The sequence below is a fragment of the Herbaspirillum sp. YR522 genome, assembly GCF_000282575.1.
Taxonomy (GTDB): domain Bacteria; phylum Pseudomonadota; class Gammaproteobacteria; order Burkholderiales; family Burkholderiaceae_D; genus Herbaspirillum.
Genome location: NZ_AKJA01000109.1, coordinates 26,983 through 42,265 on the forward strand (window position 1 = coordinate 26,983; position 15,283 = coordinate 42,265).

A 15,283-nucleotide genomic window follows, 5' to 3' on the forward strand; every position below is an offset into this window, starting at 1 on the left:
AGGCTGCGATGCTGCCCCCGGCACTTGCGCTGCAATCGATGCTTGCGAACAGGAGCCAGACGATGCACAGGAGTCGGATCAAGATCTACAAGGGTATCCAGATCGAGGTGACGGTGACCCGTTTCGATCAAGAGTTCTGCTCGTTTACCAACGTCCGTCCGTATGGGCTCGATACCGGGGCGGCTGCGGTCAGCATTTTCGCCGAATGGATCGACCAGAAGGCAATGACCCCGAAGATCGCCTTCGACAACGCCTTCTCGCGCGCACTGATTGCAATCGCCAAGCGCGATGCCCGGCGTCATCACGACCAGCGGCTCTCACCTTGATGCCGCCGGCGCGGATCGCACTGCGTCATTGCCTGCTTCGTGCCTCCTCCCCTGGCACCCCTACCCTGCGGTCTTGCGCGCAGCTGGCGGATGAGGATTCTCGAATATTTCCTCCACCGGCCGGCCGAACACGGCACTGATGCGATAGGCCAGGTCCAGCGACGGGTCGTGTTTATCCACTTCGAGCGCATTGACGGCCTGGCGCGACACGCTCAGGCGCTCGGCCAGCTGCGCCTGGGTCCAGCCTGCTTCGGCACGCAGCACGCGCAAATGGTTCTTCATCCCGGGCTCAGCGACTTGAACGCACCAGCGGCCAGACCACTGCCGAGACCATCCAGAACAAGGGATAGATCAGCAAGGCGTTCAGGCTCGGCGCTGCGGCATAGCTTTCGCCGAAGCCCCATGCGCTCGAGACCACCATGACGATGCCTGCACTGAGGATGACCCGCTTGGCCCATAGCGCGCGCAGGTATTCGTCGCTCTCGACAATCAGGCGCCATAGCGACCACACCTGCCCCGCCACCGGCAGCGCTACCGCCAGCGCCAACCCCCATCCGGCCGGCGTTCCGATCCAGGTGTCGAATACCCCCAGAATGGCACCGAGGTTGAGCACGGCGTAGACGGCCATGAAGGCAAGGGTACGAATGACGTAGCGCCGGCTGGGAGAAGCCGCGTGCGAGTGTGGCAAGGTGGCAAAAGACATAGAACGCTCCATGTAAGGTTTACATGACTTTATAGATGTCAGGTTTACCTGTCAAATAGCAGGCGATCGATTCTTTATCGTTAGCGCACGGCAGTCGTGCATCGGCGGACATGGCGGACACGGCGGGCCGATTGGTCAGCCAGTGCGCGCACCGCCGAACTGCCGGATTTTTCGTTACGACCGAGGGCACCACAGTATGGCCCCGTTCCACATAAGAAAACCGGTTCACTATGTTCGCAACCGTACATATGGAGCGGGCTGTATTTCCTATAATCCACAGGACCACATTCGTCTCGAGACACCCACCACTACGGAAAAAATACATGCATATCCGGGGACTCTGCACTCGCAAACTTCCTCTTCGCCGAGCTGTTGCCTGAAGCGCAAGCCCAGCTTCAGGCCCAGATGGAGAGGGTCGAGTTGCCGCTGGGCATGGTCTTGTGCGAGTCCGGCGAGAAACTTCACCATGTCTATTTCCCGGTCGACTCGATCGCTCGTTGCTGTCGGTGATGGAAAACGGCGCATCGGCCGAGATTGCCATCGTTGGCAACGATGGCTTCGTCGGCATCGCCGTGCTGATGGGAGGCGGCAGCACGCCCAGCAGGTGCATCGTCCAGAGCGCCGGCTGGGCGTATCGCCTGTCCGCTCTTCGATTCAGGGACGCCGTCCATGGCAATCCCCATACCTTGAACCTGATGCTGCGCTATGCCCAGGCGCTGCTGACGCAAATGGCCCAGACGGCGGTGTGCAACCGACACCACTCCATCGACCAGCAATTGTGCCGGTGGCTGTTATTGTCGCTGGACCGGCTGTCCGGCTTTCAGTTGGCGATGACCCAGGAACTGATCTCGAACATGCTGGGCGTGCGCCGCGAAGGGGTGACCGAGGCGGCCGGAAAATTGCAGAGGCTGGGCGTGATCGAATATGCCCGGGGCCGGCTCACCGTCGTCGATCGGCCACGGCTGGAGACGCTGTGCTGCGAATGCTACGCGGTAGTCAAGAAAGAGACCCACAGGCTGTTGCCTTATATGGCGGCGGCCTGTCGCGCCAAGCCTTCTGCGTGACCCGCATATGTTCGTTAACGGACAGTGACAGTTAATCAAAAGGAACATAATCCATTCATTGAAACGGTAAACGGGCCTGCGCGCGGGCCATTGGCCCTTACCATCACCCGAGAGATGAATTGGAACATGACCAGAATCATATTATTGCGACTTTGTCCCAAGGCGATCGATCGCATTTTCTGAAGCAGTGCAAGCTGGTCGAACTCAACGTGGGCGACGTTATTTCGACGCACAAGGTCAGCCAGGTCTATTTCCCGGTCAGCGGCCTGATTTCGGTGCTGTCGCTGGGTGATGCGACACAGAACTTCGAAGTCGGGATGATCGGTCGCGAGGGAATGTATGGCATTCCCTTCGCCCTCGGCCTGAAGTCCACCGTCTTTCCCGCGTCGGTGCTCTATGCCGGGCAGGCATGGCGCATACCGGCAACCGCGTTGCGCCAGGAGATGAACCAGAACAAGGCGCTGCAACTGGTCATCAATCGTTATATCAACGTTGTCATCGAACAGTTACAGCACTTGCCGTTACATCAAGTTCCATACCATCTACGAGCGGCTGGCCAAGTGGCTGCTGATGAGCCAGGATCGCGCGCATGCGACCGAGTTCGAGATCACGCAGGAGACCCTGGCGTCGGTGTTGGGTGTGCGGCGGGTAGGCATCACCGATGCGGCGATAAGGATGCGCAAGAACGGCATCATCGAATATAGCCGTGGCCATGTGAGGATATTGAACCGCCAGCGTCTCGAAGGACAGGCATGCTCCTGCTACGAAGGCGAAACGCGGATATACGCCCAGGCGCTATAGCGTCCTTCGCCTGTTCTGGACGGCCCGTCCCATGCGGTTGCCGATGGCTTCCACGGTGCCAGGCTGGAACAGCACGATCTGATACCTGGGGCCTGGCCCCAGGATATCGGAGCGTTGCCGGAACAGGTTCACCCCTTCCAGCGTCTTGAGCAGGCCTGCCAGCTCCGACTCGGAATCGACGCCGATGAGCCGGTAGATTTCTCCATGCTGGTTGCCGATGGCCACCACGAGATATTTTTCGCGCACCAGCGGGGCCTTGACGAAACCCAGCTCTACCTGCTGTATCAGGTTGCTATCGAAGTCGCTGCTGACGACTCCGCCTACTAGCGCCGTTATCTTCAAGATCTTCTCCGGATACGCTGCCTGAAGTTCGCAAACCATTGCGCGCCCACCGGATACATACTATTGCCACCCGTTGCGGTGGGTCTGTTCGATATCGAACAGACCCATGCGGGCTATCGGATAAATGAAACCCGCTGGGCCGACAGGCCGATGGATGAACGGCGACAGCGTCAGCAAGAAGGCAAGCCAGGCGATGCGTGGATGACGCTGGTGGCGCATCGATGGCCCCTGCGCGGGTAGGGAGCGCCAAGACACAGCCCGCGACGTTAGTGTATGATTCGTATACGTTTCATATATGGAGTAGACATGGGCATTGTCAATATCGACGACGAACTGCACGACCAATTGCGCAAGGCCACGGCGGTGTCGTGCCGCTCGATCAATGCGCAAGCGGCCTTCTGGATCAAGGTGGGGATGCTCAGCGAGATGAATCCGACGCAGAGCTTCAACGACATCGCGGCCGCCGAACTGCGCGCCGCCGGGGTCGTGCCGCAAGCCATCAGGGTAGCGGCACGATGACCAAGCGCCCTGAAGAAATCGCCTTGATGGCCGAGGCCGGAAAATTGCTGGCTGCGGTATTCGCGCACCTGGACCAATTGGACCTGATCGGCAGGTCGACCATGCAGGTCAACGATATGGTCGACGACTTCATCGTCGGCGAACTCGACGCGCGCCCGGCCAGCAAGGGGCAATACGGGTATGCCTATGCACTCAATGCGTCGCGCAACCACGTGGTCTGCCATGGCGTGCCATCGCCTGCCGATGTATTGCAAAGCGGCGACATCGTCAATTTCGACATCACGCTGGAAAAGCATGGCTATATCGCCGACTCGAGCAAGACCTACCTGGTGGGACAAGTCTCGGCGCCGGCCAGGCGGCTGGTGCAAGTGACCTACGAAGCCATGTGGAAAGGCATCAAGGCCGTGCGCCCGGGCGCGCGGCTTGGCGATATCGGCCATGCCATCGAACAGCACGCGCGCAAGAACGGCTACACCGTGGTCAGGCAATATTGCGGGCATGGCATCGGGCGCGAGATGCACGAACCACCGGAAGTGCTGCATTGGGGCCGGCCCAACACCGGCCTGCGCTTGCAGGAAGGCATGGTATTTACCATCGAGCCGATGATCAACCAGGGCAAGCATGATGTCGAGACCGAAGACGATGGCTGGACCGTGGTCACCTGCGACGGCAAGCTGTCGGCGCAATTCGAGCACACCATCGCGGTCACGCGCAACGGTGCGCAGGTGCTGACCCTGCGTGCCGGCGAGAAGTGTCCCGGCTAGCGCCTCTCCGACAGGCCCGGGAAGTCACCTTCACCAAACCGGTGCCCGGCTTGCGGACGTAGCGACGAACGAGCCCAACTAAGGAATTTCCCGATATCTGAATGGCAACTTTGTTCCTAGGATGAGGCGGAAGACTGCTCAAACCACCGAAAGAAAAGCCATGCCCAGATTTCGCGTCACCTACCAGCCCATGGACCAGGCGGCCCCCTTGCAGGTCGAGTTCGAGGTCGAGCAGGACGGGATCCACTGCGACATCGTCCTGAGTTCACTGGGTCGGCATATCGATCCGTTGCAGCCGTGGCCGTTCGTGGTGGCGCCGCATCCGATGGAGCGCGACGCCGATTTGGCCGAACGCGCGGTGCGCCTTGCGCGCACCATGGGGGCCATGAAATACCTGAAGATGTCGTTCGTGAGTTACCTGATGGAAGGAAAGGCCTACGAGGTGGTCTGCTAGCAAGCTGCTGGCAGGCAATTGCACCGGCCACACGCCGCCCTGGGCATCGCGTAGAATCTCCCTCGCGTTGCCGGGGCTACCGGCGCCAGCCTCCATCCACCCTATCGGGAGTCACCATGCTCGTACGTGCATTGCTGTGCATCGTTGCATCCCTGTCCATGGCAGCCTCGCTGCCGGCTTGCGCAGACGAGCTGAAGGTATTGGCCGCGGGCGCCATTGCGCCGGTGGTGCGCAGCGTGGCCGCCGACTTCGAACGTCGCAGCGGCATGCATGTCGAGGTCCAGAACGCGACCGGTGGTGTCACCGAACGGCGTATCCGTAGCGGTGAACGTTTCGACCTGACCGTGGTACCGGCCCCGCTGCTCAAGGCCCTGGTCGCAGATCGCTATGTCGATGCGCGCACGACACGGGAACTGGCGCAGGTGGGAATCGGCGTAGCCGTCAAGGCTGGCGCACCGGCGCCGGCCATCGCCACCGTGGCACAGTTCAAGGCCGCGCTACTGGCCGCACCGTCGGTGGCCGTCATCGACCCCAAGGCCGGTGGTTCCAGCGGCATCTATCTTGAAAAGCTGTTCGAGCAATTGGGGATCGCCGCGCAGATGCATGCCAAGCAGGTACTGGTGCCGGGCGGGCTGGTCGCCGAGAAGCTGCTCGACGGCAGTGCGGCGCTGGCCTTGCACCAGCAAAGCGAAATACTGGCGGTCAAGGGCGCCCGACTGGTGGGGCCGCTGCCGGCAGCGATCCAGAACTATACCGTCTACGCCGCCGGCATCTCGCCGCAATCCGGTTCGACCGGTGCTGCCCGTGCGTTCCTGACGATGTTCTCACAGGAGCATGCTCGCCAGGCCATGCGGGAGCATGGCCTGATGCCCAAGGTCGACTGATAGCAGGCGCTATTTCGCACGGCCGTAATATCTTGTAACGAATTGCCCGATGGTGTCAGCAATACCCCCGACGCCCCGGCGTAGGCCAAGCGCCGATCCTCCACGGCACGTCGCCATCGATAGCAACGCCTTGACTGGCCCGGAGATTGCACCGATGAGCTCGGCCTGGGCAAGACGCAGAATCGGTCATCGGACCCGACGCCGATGCGGCAACCAGGACTGGCGCCGGCCATGAAACTGTCAGACCCGCGCGAATCGTCCGACACGAAGTAGCCAGCACCGCCGACTGTCGCGCCGTGCTGGATTTCCTATGATGACATCACGTTTCCGCAATCAGCGGAACGACCAACCAAGGAGAACAGCCATGTCCAAGAAGATCATCAGCGTAGCTTTGTTGGCCGCCGCCGCATTGAGCACCGGTGCTTATGCCCAGTCATACCAGGGTGGCTATGATTCATCGGCTCCACAGCAGCAGTACCAAAATTCATCCTCGACCGCGCAATACTACGATTACCAGGGCAACCAATCGAGCTCGCCCTCGTCGTCCAATTACCAGGACCAGAACGGTCAGTACATGGACCATACCGGTCGCGACACCGGCCAGAACAAGGCCAATCCTTATGCGCGTGAACTGAAGGATGGTCCGATGGGCACCTCGCCAGGCGCATAACAGGTTCGACGCTAGGCCTTCACATCCTCGTTATTCAAAGTTGGAGCCCGGTCCGCAAGACCGGGCTCCAATGCATTCGTGCACCCCGGCAACGCATCGAGCGAAAAATGGCTCGACGGGCGTGTCATGCAGATGCCTATACCTGAATCGATGACCTTCATCTCGATGACGGCGCCATCGCGCGCGGCGCTGTCGTCACCCAGGTCGAGGTCGAAGCGCTTGATATCGACTTGGTATTTATGCGCGGTGATCTTGTACAGTGCGGCGGCAATCGCCGTCTCCAATTGCTGCACCGAGACTTCCTTGAGTGCACGCTTGCCGTGATGACCATCGGCGTTTCCCATGTGATTCCCCTGCAATATCAATCCGGCCGCTAGCTTAGACGGGATGGTTGCCTGTTGCGCATCAGGAATTGCCTGAGTTGTCACACGCACGCCCTCGCCTCGTCTCAGGCATTGCCTGATGCAAAAGCCGGGAACCTTGCCCTACCCTGTGTTGCAGCATCCAGACCAGGAAGGGGGCAACGTGAACAACACCATGCAGGGGAGCCGATCATGCTACTGAATCGACGGCATTCCTCGGTCTGCCTGGCCACCCTGTTCGTGGTGCTGGCCTGCGCCGCCCTGATCGGCGTCGATGGCTGGCGCACCTGGCAGGCGCGCGAGCGTATGCTGGCCCAGGCGGCGATCGACACCGGCAACATGGCCCAGGCGCTGGCGCGCCATGCCGACGATATCTACCAGGAGGCCGACCTGGTGCTGCGGGTAGTGCAGGAACACATCGCCGAGGATGGGCTGGACCCGAAATCGCTGCAACGCATTCATCGCCAGCTGGTCATGCAGGTCAACGAGCTGCCACAGCTCAACGGCATCTTCGTCTACGACCAGGACGGCCGCTGGCTGGTCAATTCGCAGCAGACGCTGGATACCACGCACAACAACGCCGATCGCAGTTATTTCATCCATCATCGCGATCACGCCGACGACCTGCCCTATCTGGGGCCTCCGGTACAGAGCAAATCGACCGGCTTGTGGATATTCACCATCAGCCGGCGCATCACTCGCGCCGACGGCTCTTTCGGCGGCGTGGTACTGGCCACCATTTCCTTCGATTACTTCAAGAGGTATTACGAGAACTTCGACGTCGGCCATCGCGGCCTGATCCTGTTCGCGCTCGACACCGGCATGCTGCTCATCCGCAGCACGCGCGGCGAGGTGAGCACCGGACAGGACTTGAGCAATTCGGCGATCTTTCGCGACCATGCCTCCAGGCGTGACCGTGGCAGCATCGAACTGGCGGCGCGCTTCGATGGCGAGCAGCGCATCAACAGTTTCGTGCGCCTGCCGCGCTATCCGATGTTCATGACGGTGGCCGTGTCGACCGATGAATTGCTCACCGGCTGGCGCCACGATGCGTACGTGCGTTCCATCGGGATCCTGTTCCTGGTGGGGGTGCTGGCGACCATGGGCCGCCGCCTGGTGAGGCAGATCAAGCGCCAGGCGCGCGCCGAGGTGGAGGCGGTAAAGGCGCGCGTCAAGACCGATCAGCTCAATGCCACCTTGGTGCAGCTGGCCATGCACGATGGCCTCACGGGGCTGGCCAATCGCCGCCATTTCGATCGCACGCTCAGTGCCGAGCTGGCGCGCGTGGCCAATGAAAAAGGCCCGCTGGCCCTGATCCTGATCGATGTCGATTATTTCAAGCTGTACAACGACGTCTATGGGCATACCAAGGGCGACGATTGCCTCAAGCAGATAGCGGCCGTCATTGGCCGCAGCAAGCGGCGTGGACGCGACCTGGCCGCGCGGTATGGCGGCGAGGAATTCGCGCTGGTGCTGCCCGACTGCGACATCCGGGGCGCCACCGCGTTGGCCAACACCCTTCGCCAGAGCATTGCCGAACTGCGGCTGCCGCACTCCGGCGGACGGCACGGACACGTGAGCGTGAGCATCGGGGTGGCCGCGCTGGACCCGGTGCAGGCCCACGACAGCCCGCTGGCGCTGATCGAAAGCGCTGACCAGGCGCTGTACCAGGCCAAGGCCGGCGGCCGCGATCGTATCGTGACCGCACCCCAGAGCCTGAAGGTGATCGCCCGCGACGAACTGGCGCGCCCGCACTCGGCGCGTAGCGGACAGGACCTCTAAGGCGTACGGCAGAGTGCGGTGAGGGTGGCGTACAATCGCCGACTTGCGCCTTGCCGCCGCCTGCGGCACCAGCGCCCCACTCACTTCGCACTCGATGAATCATCCAGACCTCGCGCGCGGCATCGCACTCTCGGTGCTGGCCTCGGCCCTGTTCGCCTTCCTCTCAGGCTATACCCGTTTGCTGGCGCCGCTGGACGGCACCACCATCTTCGCCTGGCGCATCCTGTGGACCCTGGCGGCTGTGTTGCTGCTGCTGGCCTGGCAGCGCCGGGCCAGCAGCCTGCCGGCTGCCTTGCGCACGCTGCTGGACAGCCCGGCAAAGCTGGCCTGCCTGCTGCTCATGGCGGCGCTGCTGGGATTGCAGCAGTGGCTGTTCCTGTGGGCCCCGGTCAATGGCCGGGCGCTGGAAGTCTCGCTCGGCTACTTCCTGCTGCCGCTCTCGATGGTGCTGGTCGGACGCTTCCATTATCGCGAGCGCCTGGCGCCGCTGGAAAAGCTGGCCGTGGCCTGCGCCATGCTGGGCGTGGCGCACGAATTGTGGCTCACGCGCGCATTTTCGTGGACCACCCTGGTGGTGGCGCTGGGCTATCCGCCCTATTTCATCCTGCGCCGTCGCGTCGCCCTCGATTCGCTGATGCTGTTCGCCGTCGAGTTGCTGTTGATCGCGCCGGTGGCGGTGTTGCTGCTGTACCAGGCAGACGCCTTTGCACAGGCGGCCAGCCAGCCGTTGCTGGCCGCCGTATTGCTGCCTTTGCTGGGGGTCGCCAGCATGGTGGCGCTGGCGTCCTACCTGGCGGCCGGACAGCTGCTGCCGATGGGTCTGTTCGGCATCCTGGGCTATGTCGAACCGGTGCTGCTGGTGCTGGTCGCCATGGCGGTGCTGGGCGAACGCCTCCTGCCGGGGCAACTGGGGACCTATGCGCCGATCTGGATGGCCGTCGTGCTGACCATGTTGCATAGCAGAAGACTGATGCGACGCAACGTCGAATGACACCGAATTGCAGTACTTTTGCCCCTCAGTTCAGCTGTTGCCGCCTTGGCGCCCTGTCTATACTTGGCTGGATAATCGCCAGCCCCTGAGGGGTGGCCGCTTTCCGTTTCGGGGGAAAGGTGAAGCGCATGCAATCAGAAACTGGGTCCGCCGCGGACCCCAAGCATCACGCCATTTCATACCGGGCGCGGCTGTTCGTGATACTGGTCTGCCTGGTCATCGGCATGACCCATGTATGGCAGAGCTGGAGCGCGCGCCAGAGCGACGTCAAGAATGCCCAGACCAATGCGGGCAACATGGCGCGCGCGCTGGCACAGCACGCCAATGACGCGGTCCAGGCCGCCGACGGCCTGTTGCTCGATGTCACCGATCGCATCGCCATGCTGGGCATGGGAAGTCCGCTGATCAGCGAAATGACCCCGGTCCTGGCGCGCATTGCCGAGGAAATGCCGCAACTGGATGGCTTGTTGATCTACGACGAGCTGGGTAACTGGGTCGTCAATTCGGCCGGCAAGGTGCCTGCCCACGCCAACAACGCCGACCGCAGCTATTTCATCCATCACCGCGACAACGACACCCGCAAGCTGCTGGTCGGCCAGGTGCTGCGCAGCCGCACCACCGATCACTGGGTAATCCCGGTATCGCGCCGCATCAACCACCGCGACGGCAGCTTCGCCGGCGTGGCGCTGGCCACCATAAACATCGACTATTTCGTCGACCTGTACCGTACCTTCGAGATCGGCCAGAATGGGTCGATCGCCCTGTTGCTGCGCGATGGTACGCTGTTGACGCGTCATCCTTTCGAGCCCCGCTTCATCAATCGCAGCTTTGCCGACAGCGTGATCTTCACCGACCTGCTGCCCAAGAGCCAGACCGGATCGTTCCAGATCAGTTCGCGCATCGATGGCGTACATCGCTATTTCAGTTACCAGGCGGTCGACAAGTTTCCCCTGGTCGCGGTGGTGGCGTTGGCGAGCGAGGAAGCGCTGGCCGACTGGACCCAGGAAACCCTGGTCTACTCGGCGGGCGTGCTATTGCTGCTGATGATCATCGCCAGCTTCGGCTGGCGCCTGGTGGGCCAGATCGAACTGCGGCTGCAGGCCGAGCAGAAGACGGTACAGGCCATGGAAGCACTGCGCCTGCTCAATGGCAAGCTGGAGTTGCTGGCCCACCAGGACGGCCTGACCGGGCTGTCCAACCGGCGCCACTTCGATGACACGCTCGACAAGGAATACCGGCGTGCCGCGCGCTGCAACGGCGAACTGTCGCTGGTGCTGATCGATGTCGATTTCTTCAAGCAGTACAACGACATCTACGGCCACCAGGCGGGCGACGAATGCCTGCGCCAGATCGGCCGCGTGCTGCAGCAGGTGCAGCAGCGGCCGGCCGACCTGGCGGTGCGCTATGGCGGCGAGGAAATGCTGGTGCTGCTGCCCGATACCGGTGCCCAGGGGGCGGCGCTGGTGGCGGAAAAGATCCGCGCCGGGATCGAGGCGCTGGCACTGCCGCACAGCGGCAACCCGGTCGGCGTGGTCACGGCCAGTGCAGGCGTCAACACCATCCGGCCCGACCAGCACCACCGTCCGCCGATGGGTGACCTGGTCGGTCATGCCGACACCGCCCTGTACGAGGCCAAGCGCGGCGGACGCAACCAGGTGCGTATCGCCCCGACGAGCTAGACGACGCGGCAAGAAAAAATGCCATCCAGCGCTTAACTGGATGGCATTGCACCGGCAGGTTCGTCCAGGCGCGGCGGCGCCGCAGGCGTGCGCCGCTGCCTACTACCTACTGCTTGTGATACGAGGTCACGCGTTCGACTTCGTTCTTCGATCCCAGGAACACCGCGACCCGCTGGTGCAGCTTTTCAGGTTGGATGTCGAGGATGCGCTGCTGGCCATCGGTGGCGGCACCGCCCGCCTGTTCGACGATGAAGGCCATCGGATTGGCTTCGTACATCAGGCGCAGCTTGCCCGGCTTGCCCGGCTCGCGTGCATCGGCGGGATACATGAAGATGCCGCCGCGATTGAGGATGCGATGCACGTCGGCCACCATGGAGGCGATCCAGCGCATGTTGAAATCCTTGCCCAGCGGACCCGCCGAGCCGGCCAGCATTTCGTCCACATAGCGCTTGACCGGCGGGAACCAGTGGCGCTGGTTGGATGCGTTGATGGCGAATTCCTTGGTGTCGGCAGGGATCTGGATGTCTTTCTGCGTGAGCACCCAGGCGCCCATCTCGCGGTCCAGCGTGAAGCAGTGCACGCCGTCGCCGGTGGTCAGCACCAGCACGGTCTGCGGGCCATAGACGGCGTAGCCGGCAGCGACCTGGCGGGTGCCGGCCTGCATGAAGTCCTTTTCGCTGGGTTCGGTCATGCCGTCGGGCGCCTTCAACACCGAGAAGATGGTGCCGATCGAGACGTTGACGTCGATGTTCGACGAGCCGTCCAGCGGATCGAACATCAGCAGGTATTCACCCATCGGGTAACGGTTGGGGATGCGATGGATGGTCTCCATTTCTTCCGACGCCATGGCGGCCAGGTGGCCACCCCACTCGTTGGCTTCGAGCAAAATCTCGTTGGAGATCACGTCCAGCTTCTTCTGGACTTCGCCTTGCACGTTCTCACTGCCGGCGGTGCCCAGCACCTCGCCCAGCGCACCCTTGCCGACGGCATGGGAGATGCTCTTGCAGGCGCGGCCGACGACTTCGATCAACAGGCGCAGCTCGGATGGAATCTTGTTATGCAGGCGCTGCTGCTCGATCAGGTGTTGGGTGAGGCTGATGCGTTTCATGGTGTGGTCTTCCCTGTTTGAAAATGGATTCGTTGTGTCGCTCGCGACGCCCTGTCCGACGTCGTCTGGTTGTTCAATCCGCGGCCAGCGCCTTGGTGATGACTTCGGCCACGTCGCGCGACAGTTTCGGTGCGTCGGCCACCTGTTGCAATGCCAGGCGCATCTTTTCCTGCAGCGCCGGCGTGTACTTGCGCCAGCGGTCGAGGCTGCGCGCCAGGCGTGCGGCGACCTGCGCGTTGCTGCCGTTCAAGGCGATGACCTGCTCGGCCCAGAACGCGTAGCCGCTGCCGTCGGCGGCGTGGAACGCCGATGGATTGCCATTGCAGAAGCTGAAGATGAGGCTGCGCGCCCGATTGGGATTCTTCAGCGAGAACGCCGGGTGCGTGGCCAGCGTACGCACCGTATCGACATCGGCGTGGCGGGCCGTGGCCTGCAGCGTGAACCACTTGTCGATCACCAGCGCCTCGTCCTCGAATTCGGCGTAGAAGCGCTGCAAGGCGTCGCTGTTGCCACGGGCGGCGCTATTGGTCAGCGCCGCCAGGGCGGCCAGGCGATCGGTCATGTTGTTGGCGCTGCGATCCTGTTGCTCGGCCAGCGCCAGCGCTTGCGGGTCGTCCAGCTCGGCCAGGTAGGACAGGGCCGCGTTCTTGAGGGCGCGACGCGCGGCGGCGGCCGCATCGGGACTATAGGCGCCGTCATGGTCATTGGCTTGATAGGCCGCCAGCAACTCGTCGCGCAGCTGCGCGGCCAGCGAGCGGCGCAGGAACTGGCGCGCCACGTGGATGGCGTGCGGGTCGATCACTTCCATCTGCTCGGCGATCATGGTCTCCGACGGCAGGCTCAAGGCCAGCTCACGAAACGCCGGATCGAGCGAGTCGTCGGCCAGCGTGGCGCGCAGCGCCGCGGCCAGCGCACCATCCTGCTCCAGGTTGCCCAGCACGGTATCGTCCGCCCCCCCATGGCTGGACTGGCGCGCGGCCTGCACCGCCACGGTGAGCGTCAACAGGCGGCGCATGGCCAGGCGCTGGCCGGCTTCCCAACGATTGAAGGCGTCGCTGTCATTGGCCATCAGGAAAGCCAGCTCTTCATCGCTGTAGTCGTATTTCAGCACCACCGGCGCCGAGAACCCGCGTAGCAGCGACGGCACCGGCTTTTCGGCGACATCGACGAAGCAAAAGGTCTGGCGCTGTGCGGTCAGCTCCAGCACACGGGTGGTTCCGCCGGCCTTCTTCTCGCCCTTCAGGCGCAGCGGCATGTCGCGCCCGCTGGCGTCGAGCAGGCCCACGGCCACCGGGATGTGAAAGGGCTGCTTCTTGCGCTGGCCCGGGGTCGCCGGGCAGCTTTGTTCCAGCGTCAGTTCCAGCGTCCCGGTGGCGGCGTCGTACTGCACGCTGGCATCGACCTCGGGGGTACCGGACTGGCTGTACCAGCGTTCGAACTGGCGCAGGTCGCGCCCGCTGGAGTCGGCCATGGCGGCGCGAAAATCGTCGCAGGTGACGGCCTGGCCGTCATGCCGCTCGAAGTACAGGTCCATGCCGCGGCGGAATCCGTCGCGCCCCAGCAAGGTCTGGTACATGCGCACCACCTCGGCGCCCTTCTCGTAGATCGTGACGGTATAGAAGTTGTTGATCTCGACGAACGAGTCGGGACGCACCGGGTGCGCCATCGGTCCGGCGTCCTCGGGGAACTGCGCCTGGCGCAGCACCCGCACGTCGTCGATGCGCTTGACGGCGCGGCCGCTGTCGGTGCCGACCATGTCGGCCGAGAATTCCTGGTCGCGAAATACGGTAAGGCCTTCCTTGAGCGAGAGCTGGAACCAGTCGCGGCAAGTGATCCGGTTGCCGGTCCAGTTGTGGAAATATTCGTGGCCGACCACGGCCTCGATATTGGCGAAATCGACGTCGGTGGCGATGCGCGGGTTGGCCAGCACATACTTGGTGTTGAAGATATTGAGGCCCTTGTTTTCCATCGCGCCCATGTTGAAATCGCCCACCGCCACGATCATGAAGCGGTCCAGGTCGAGTTCCAGGCCGAAGCGGTCGACGTCCCAGGCGATGCTGTGCTTGAGCGAATCCATGGCGTGCTGGGTCTTGTCCAGGTTTCCGTCTTCGACCCATACCTGCAGCAGCACTTCGCGGCCGGACTTGAGGGTGTATTTTTCTTCCTGGCAGACCAGGTCGCCGGCGACCAGCGCAAACAGGTAGGAAGGCTTCTTGAACGGATCTTCCCACTTGGCGTAGTGGCGGCCATCGGGCAAGTCACCCTGTTCGATCAGGTTGCCATTGGACAGCAGCACCGGATAGCGGCCACGGTCGGCCCGCAGCATCACGGTGTAGCGTGCCATCACATCGGGCCGGTCGGGGAAGAACGTGATCTTGCGAAAACCCTCGGCCTCGCACTGGGTGAAGAAATTGCCGTTCGACACATACAGGCCCATCAGCGAGGTATTGCGATCGGGCTGGACCAGGGTCTCGATCTGCAATTCGACCTCGGCCGGCGCGCCGGCAATGGTGAGCACACCGCCGACCAGGCGGTAGTCGCCTTTCTTGAGGGTCTTGCCGTTCAGGCGCAGCGCCACCAGCTCGAGTTCTTCGCCGAACAGCACGATATCGCGGCCGGCCGCGGCCGGATTGCGGCGCATCACGATGCGCGTGGCCACGCGGGTCTGGGCCGGATCGAGGTCGAAGCCCATGTCGACGGTATCGACCAGGTAATGGGGCGCGGCGTAATCTTTACGGTAGATCGTCTGGGGCGTATCGGTGCGCATGGATGCCTGTGGAAAAGAAGATGTCAAGAAAAAAGCAAAGGCAAACCCGGGATTCGTTCAATCAGCG

General features: G+C 62.7%; 16 protein-coding genes and 1 pseudogene. 11 read left to right on the plus strand and 6 right to left on the minus strand.

Translation table 11 applies throughout. The features are described from left to right. Window positions 1-62: 62 nt before the first annotated feature. The gene (locus PMI40_RS14920) at window positions 63-326 is read left to right on the plus strand and encodes a hypothetical protein (protein ID WP_008116889.1); all 264 of its coding nucleotides are present in this window, start codon (window positions 63-65) and stop codon (window positions 324-326) included. A 60-nt stretch (window positions 327-386) separates the two neighbouring features. On the opposite strand, the gene PMI40_RS14925 is transcribed toward PMI40_RS14920, so the two are convergent. Together PMI40_RS14925 and PMI40_RS14930 are read right to left on the minus strand one after the other, a co-directional pair. Next, the gene (locus PMI40_RS14925; protein ID WP_008116891.1) at window positions 387-608 is read right to left on the minus strand and encodes a helix-turn-helix transcriptional regulator; all 222 of its coding nucleotides are present in this window, start codon (window positions 606-608) and stop codon (window positions 387-389) included. Between the two features lie 7 nt (window positions 609-615). Next, on the minus strand, window positions 616-1,029 hold the full coding sequence (locus tag PMI40_RS14930) for a hypothetical protein (protein WP_008116893.1): 414 nt from the start codon (window positions 1,027-1,029) through the stop codon (window positions 616-618). Window positions 1,030-1,434: 405 nt separating this feature from the next. Here PMI40_RS14930 and PMI40_RS14935 point away from each other — a divergent pair. Both PMI40_RS14935 and PMI40_RS24610 read left to right on the plus strand, forming a co-directional pair. Then, window positions 1,435-2,093 (plus strand): annotated as a pseudogene (locus PMI40_RS14935) (Crp/Fnr family transcriptional regulator). Window positions 2,094-2,663: 570 nt separating this feature from the next. Next, window positions 2,664-2,894, plus strand: coding sequence for a helix-turn-helix domain-containing protein (locus PMI40_RS24610; protein WP_369770845.1), 231 nt, complete (start codon window positions 2,664-2,666; stop codon window positions 2,892-2,894). Here PMI40_RS24610 and PMI40_RS14945 read toward each other — a convergent pair. Continuing rightward, window positions 2,889-3,236, minus strand: coding sequence for a hypothetical protein (locus PMI40_RS14945; RefSeq protein ID WP_157221568.1), 348 nt, complete (start codon window positions 3,234-3,236; stop codon window positions 2,889-2,891). The genes PMI40_RS24610 and PMI40_RS14945 overlap by 6 nt on opposite strands. A gap of 306 nt (window positions 3,237-3,542) precedes the next feature. Between PMI40_RS14945 and PMI40_RS14950 the strand changes: the two genes are divergently transcribed. The 5 genes from PMI40_RS14950 to PMI40_RS14970 all read left to right on the plus strand — a co-directional run bounded on the left by PMI40_RS14950 (window position 3,543) and on the right by PMI40_RS14970 (window position 6,527). Next, window positions 3,543-3,755, plus strand: coding sequence for a ParD-like family protein (locus PMI40_RS14950; protein WP_008116902.1), 213 nt, complete (start codon window positions 3,543-3,545; stop codon window positions 3,753-3,755). Beyond that, window positions 3,752-4,519 (plus strand): type I methionyl aminopeptidase, encoded by a 768-nt coding sequence (gene map, locus PMI40_RS14955; protein ID WP_008116904.1) that lies wholly within the window; start codon window positions 3,752-3,754, stop codon window positions 4,517-4,519. The genes PMI40_RS14950 and map overlap by 4 nt, the downstream gene beginning before the upstream one ends. Window positions 4,520-4,679: 160 nt before the next feature. Continuing rightward, on the plus strand, window positions 4,680-4,973 hold the full coding sequence (locus PMI40_RS14960; RefSeq protein ID WP_008116905.1) for a hypothetical protein: 294 nt from the start codon (window positions 4,680-4,682) through the stop codon (window positions 4,971-4,973). 116 nt (window positions 4,974-5,089) lie between these two features. Next, window positions 5,090-5,857 (plus strand): substrate-binding domain-containing protein, encoded by a 768-nt coding sequence (locus tag PMI40_RS14965; RefSeq protein WP_008116907.1) that lies wholly within the window; start codon window positions 5,090-5,092, stop codon window positions 5,855-5,857. 364 nt (window positions 5,858-6,221) lie between these two features. Further along, window positions 6,222-6,527, plus strand: coding sequence for a hypothetical protein (locus PMI40_RS14970; protein WP_008116910.1), 306 nt, complete (start codon window positions 6,222-6,224; stop codon window positions 6,525-6,527). Window positions 6,528-6,538: 11 nt separating this feature from the next. Here PMI40_RS14970 and PMI40_RS14975 read toward each other — a convergent pair whose 3' ends face one another. Then, on the minus strand, window positions 6,539-6,871 hold the full coding sequence (locus tag PMI40_RS14975; protein WP_008116912.1) for a hypothetical protein: 333 nt from the start codon (window positions 6,869-6,871) through the stop codon (window positions 6,539-6,541). Window positions 6,872-7,081: 210 nt separating this feature from the next. Here PMI40_RS14975 and PMI40_RS14980 point away from each other — a divergent pair, with 210 nt between their 5' ends. From PMI40_RS14980 to PMI40_RS14990, 3 genes are all read left to right on the plus strand, one after another. Then, the gene (locus tag PMI40_RS14980; RefSeq protein ID WP_008116914.1) at window positions 7,082-8,671 is read left to right on the plus strand and encodes a diguanylate cyclase; all 1,590 of its coding nucleotides are present in this window, start codon (window positions 7,082-7,084) and stop codon (window positions 8,669-8,671) included. A gap of 94 nt (window positions 8,672-8,765) precedes the next feature. Then, the gene (rarD, locus tag PMI40_RS14985; RefSeq protein ID WP_008116916.1) at window positions 8,766-9,662 is read left to right on the plus strand and encodes an EamA family transporter RarD; all 897 of its coding nucleotides are present in this window, start codon (window positions 8,766-8,768) and stop codon (window positions 9,660-9,662) included. Window positions 9,663-9,790: 128 nt separating this feature from the next. After that, window positions 9,791-11,341, plus strand: coding sequence for a sensor domain-containing diguanylate cyclase (locus tag PMI40_RS14990; RefSeq protein ID WP_008116918.1), 1,551 nt, complete (start codon window positions 9,791-9,793; stop codon window positions 11,339-11,341). 106 nt (window positions 11,342-11,447) lie between these two features. Here PMI40_RS14990 and PMI40_RS14995 read toward each other — a convergent pair whose 3' ends face one another. Further along, window positions 11,448-12,449, minus strand: coding sequence for a class 1 fructose-bisphosphatase (locus tag PMI40_RS14995; protein ID WP_008116921.1), 1,002 nt, complete (start codon window positions 12,447-12,449; stop codon window positions 11,448-11,450). 73 nt (window positions 12,450-12,522) lie between these two features. After that, window positions 12,523-15,216, minus strand: a complete 2,694-nt coding sequence (gene pepN / locus PMI40_RS15000; RefSeq protein WP_008116923.1) for an aminopeptidase N — start codon at window positions 15,214-15,216, stop codon at window positions 12,523-12,525. Between the last annotated feature and the right edge of the window lie 67 nt (window positions 15,217-15,283).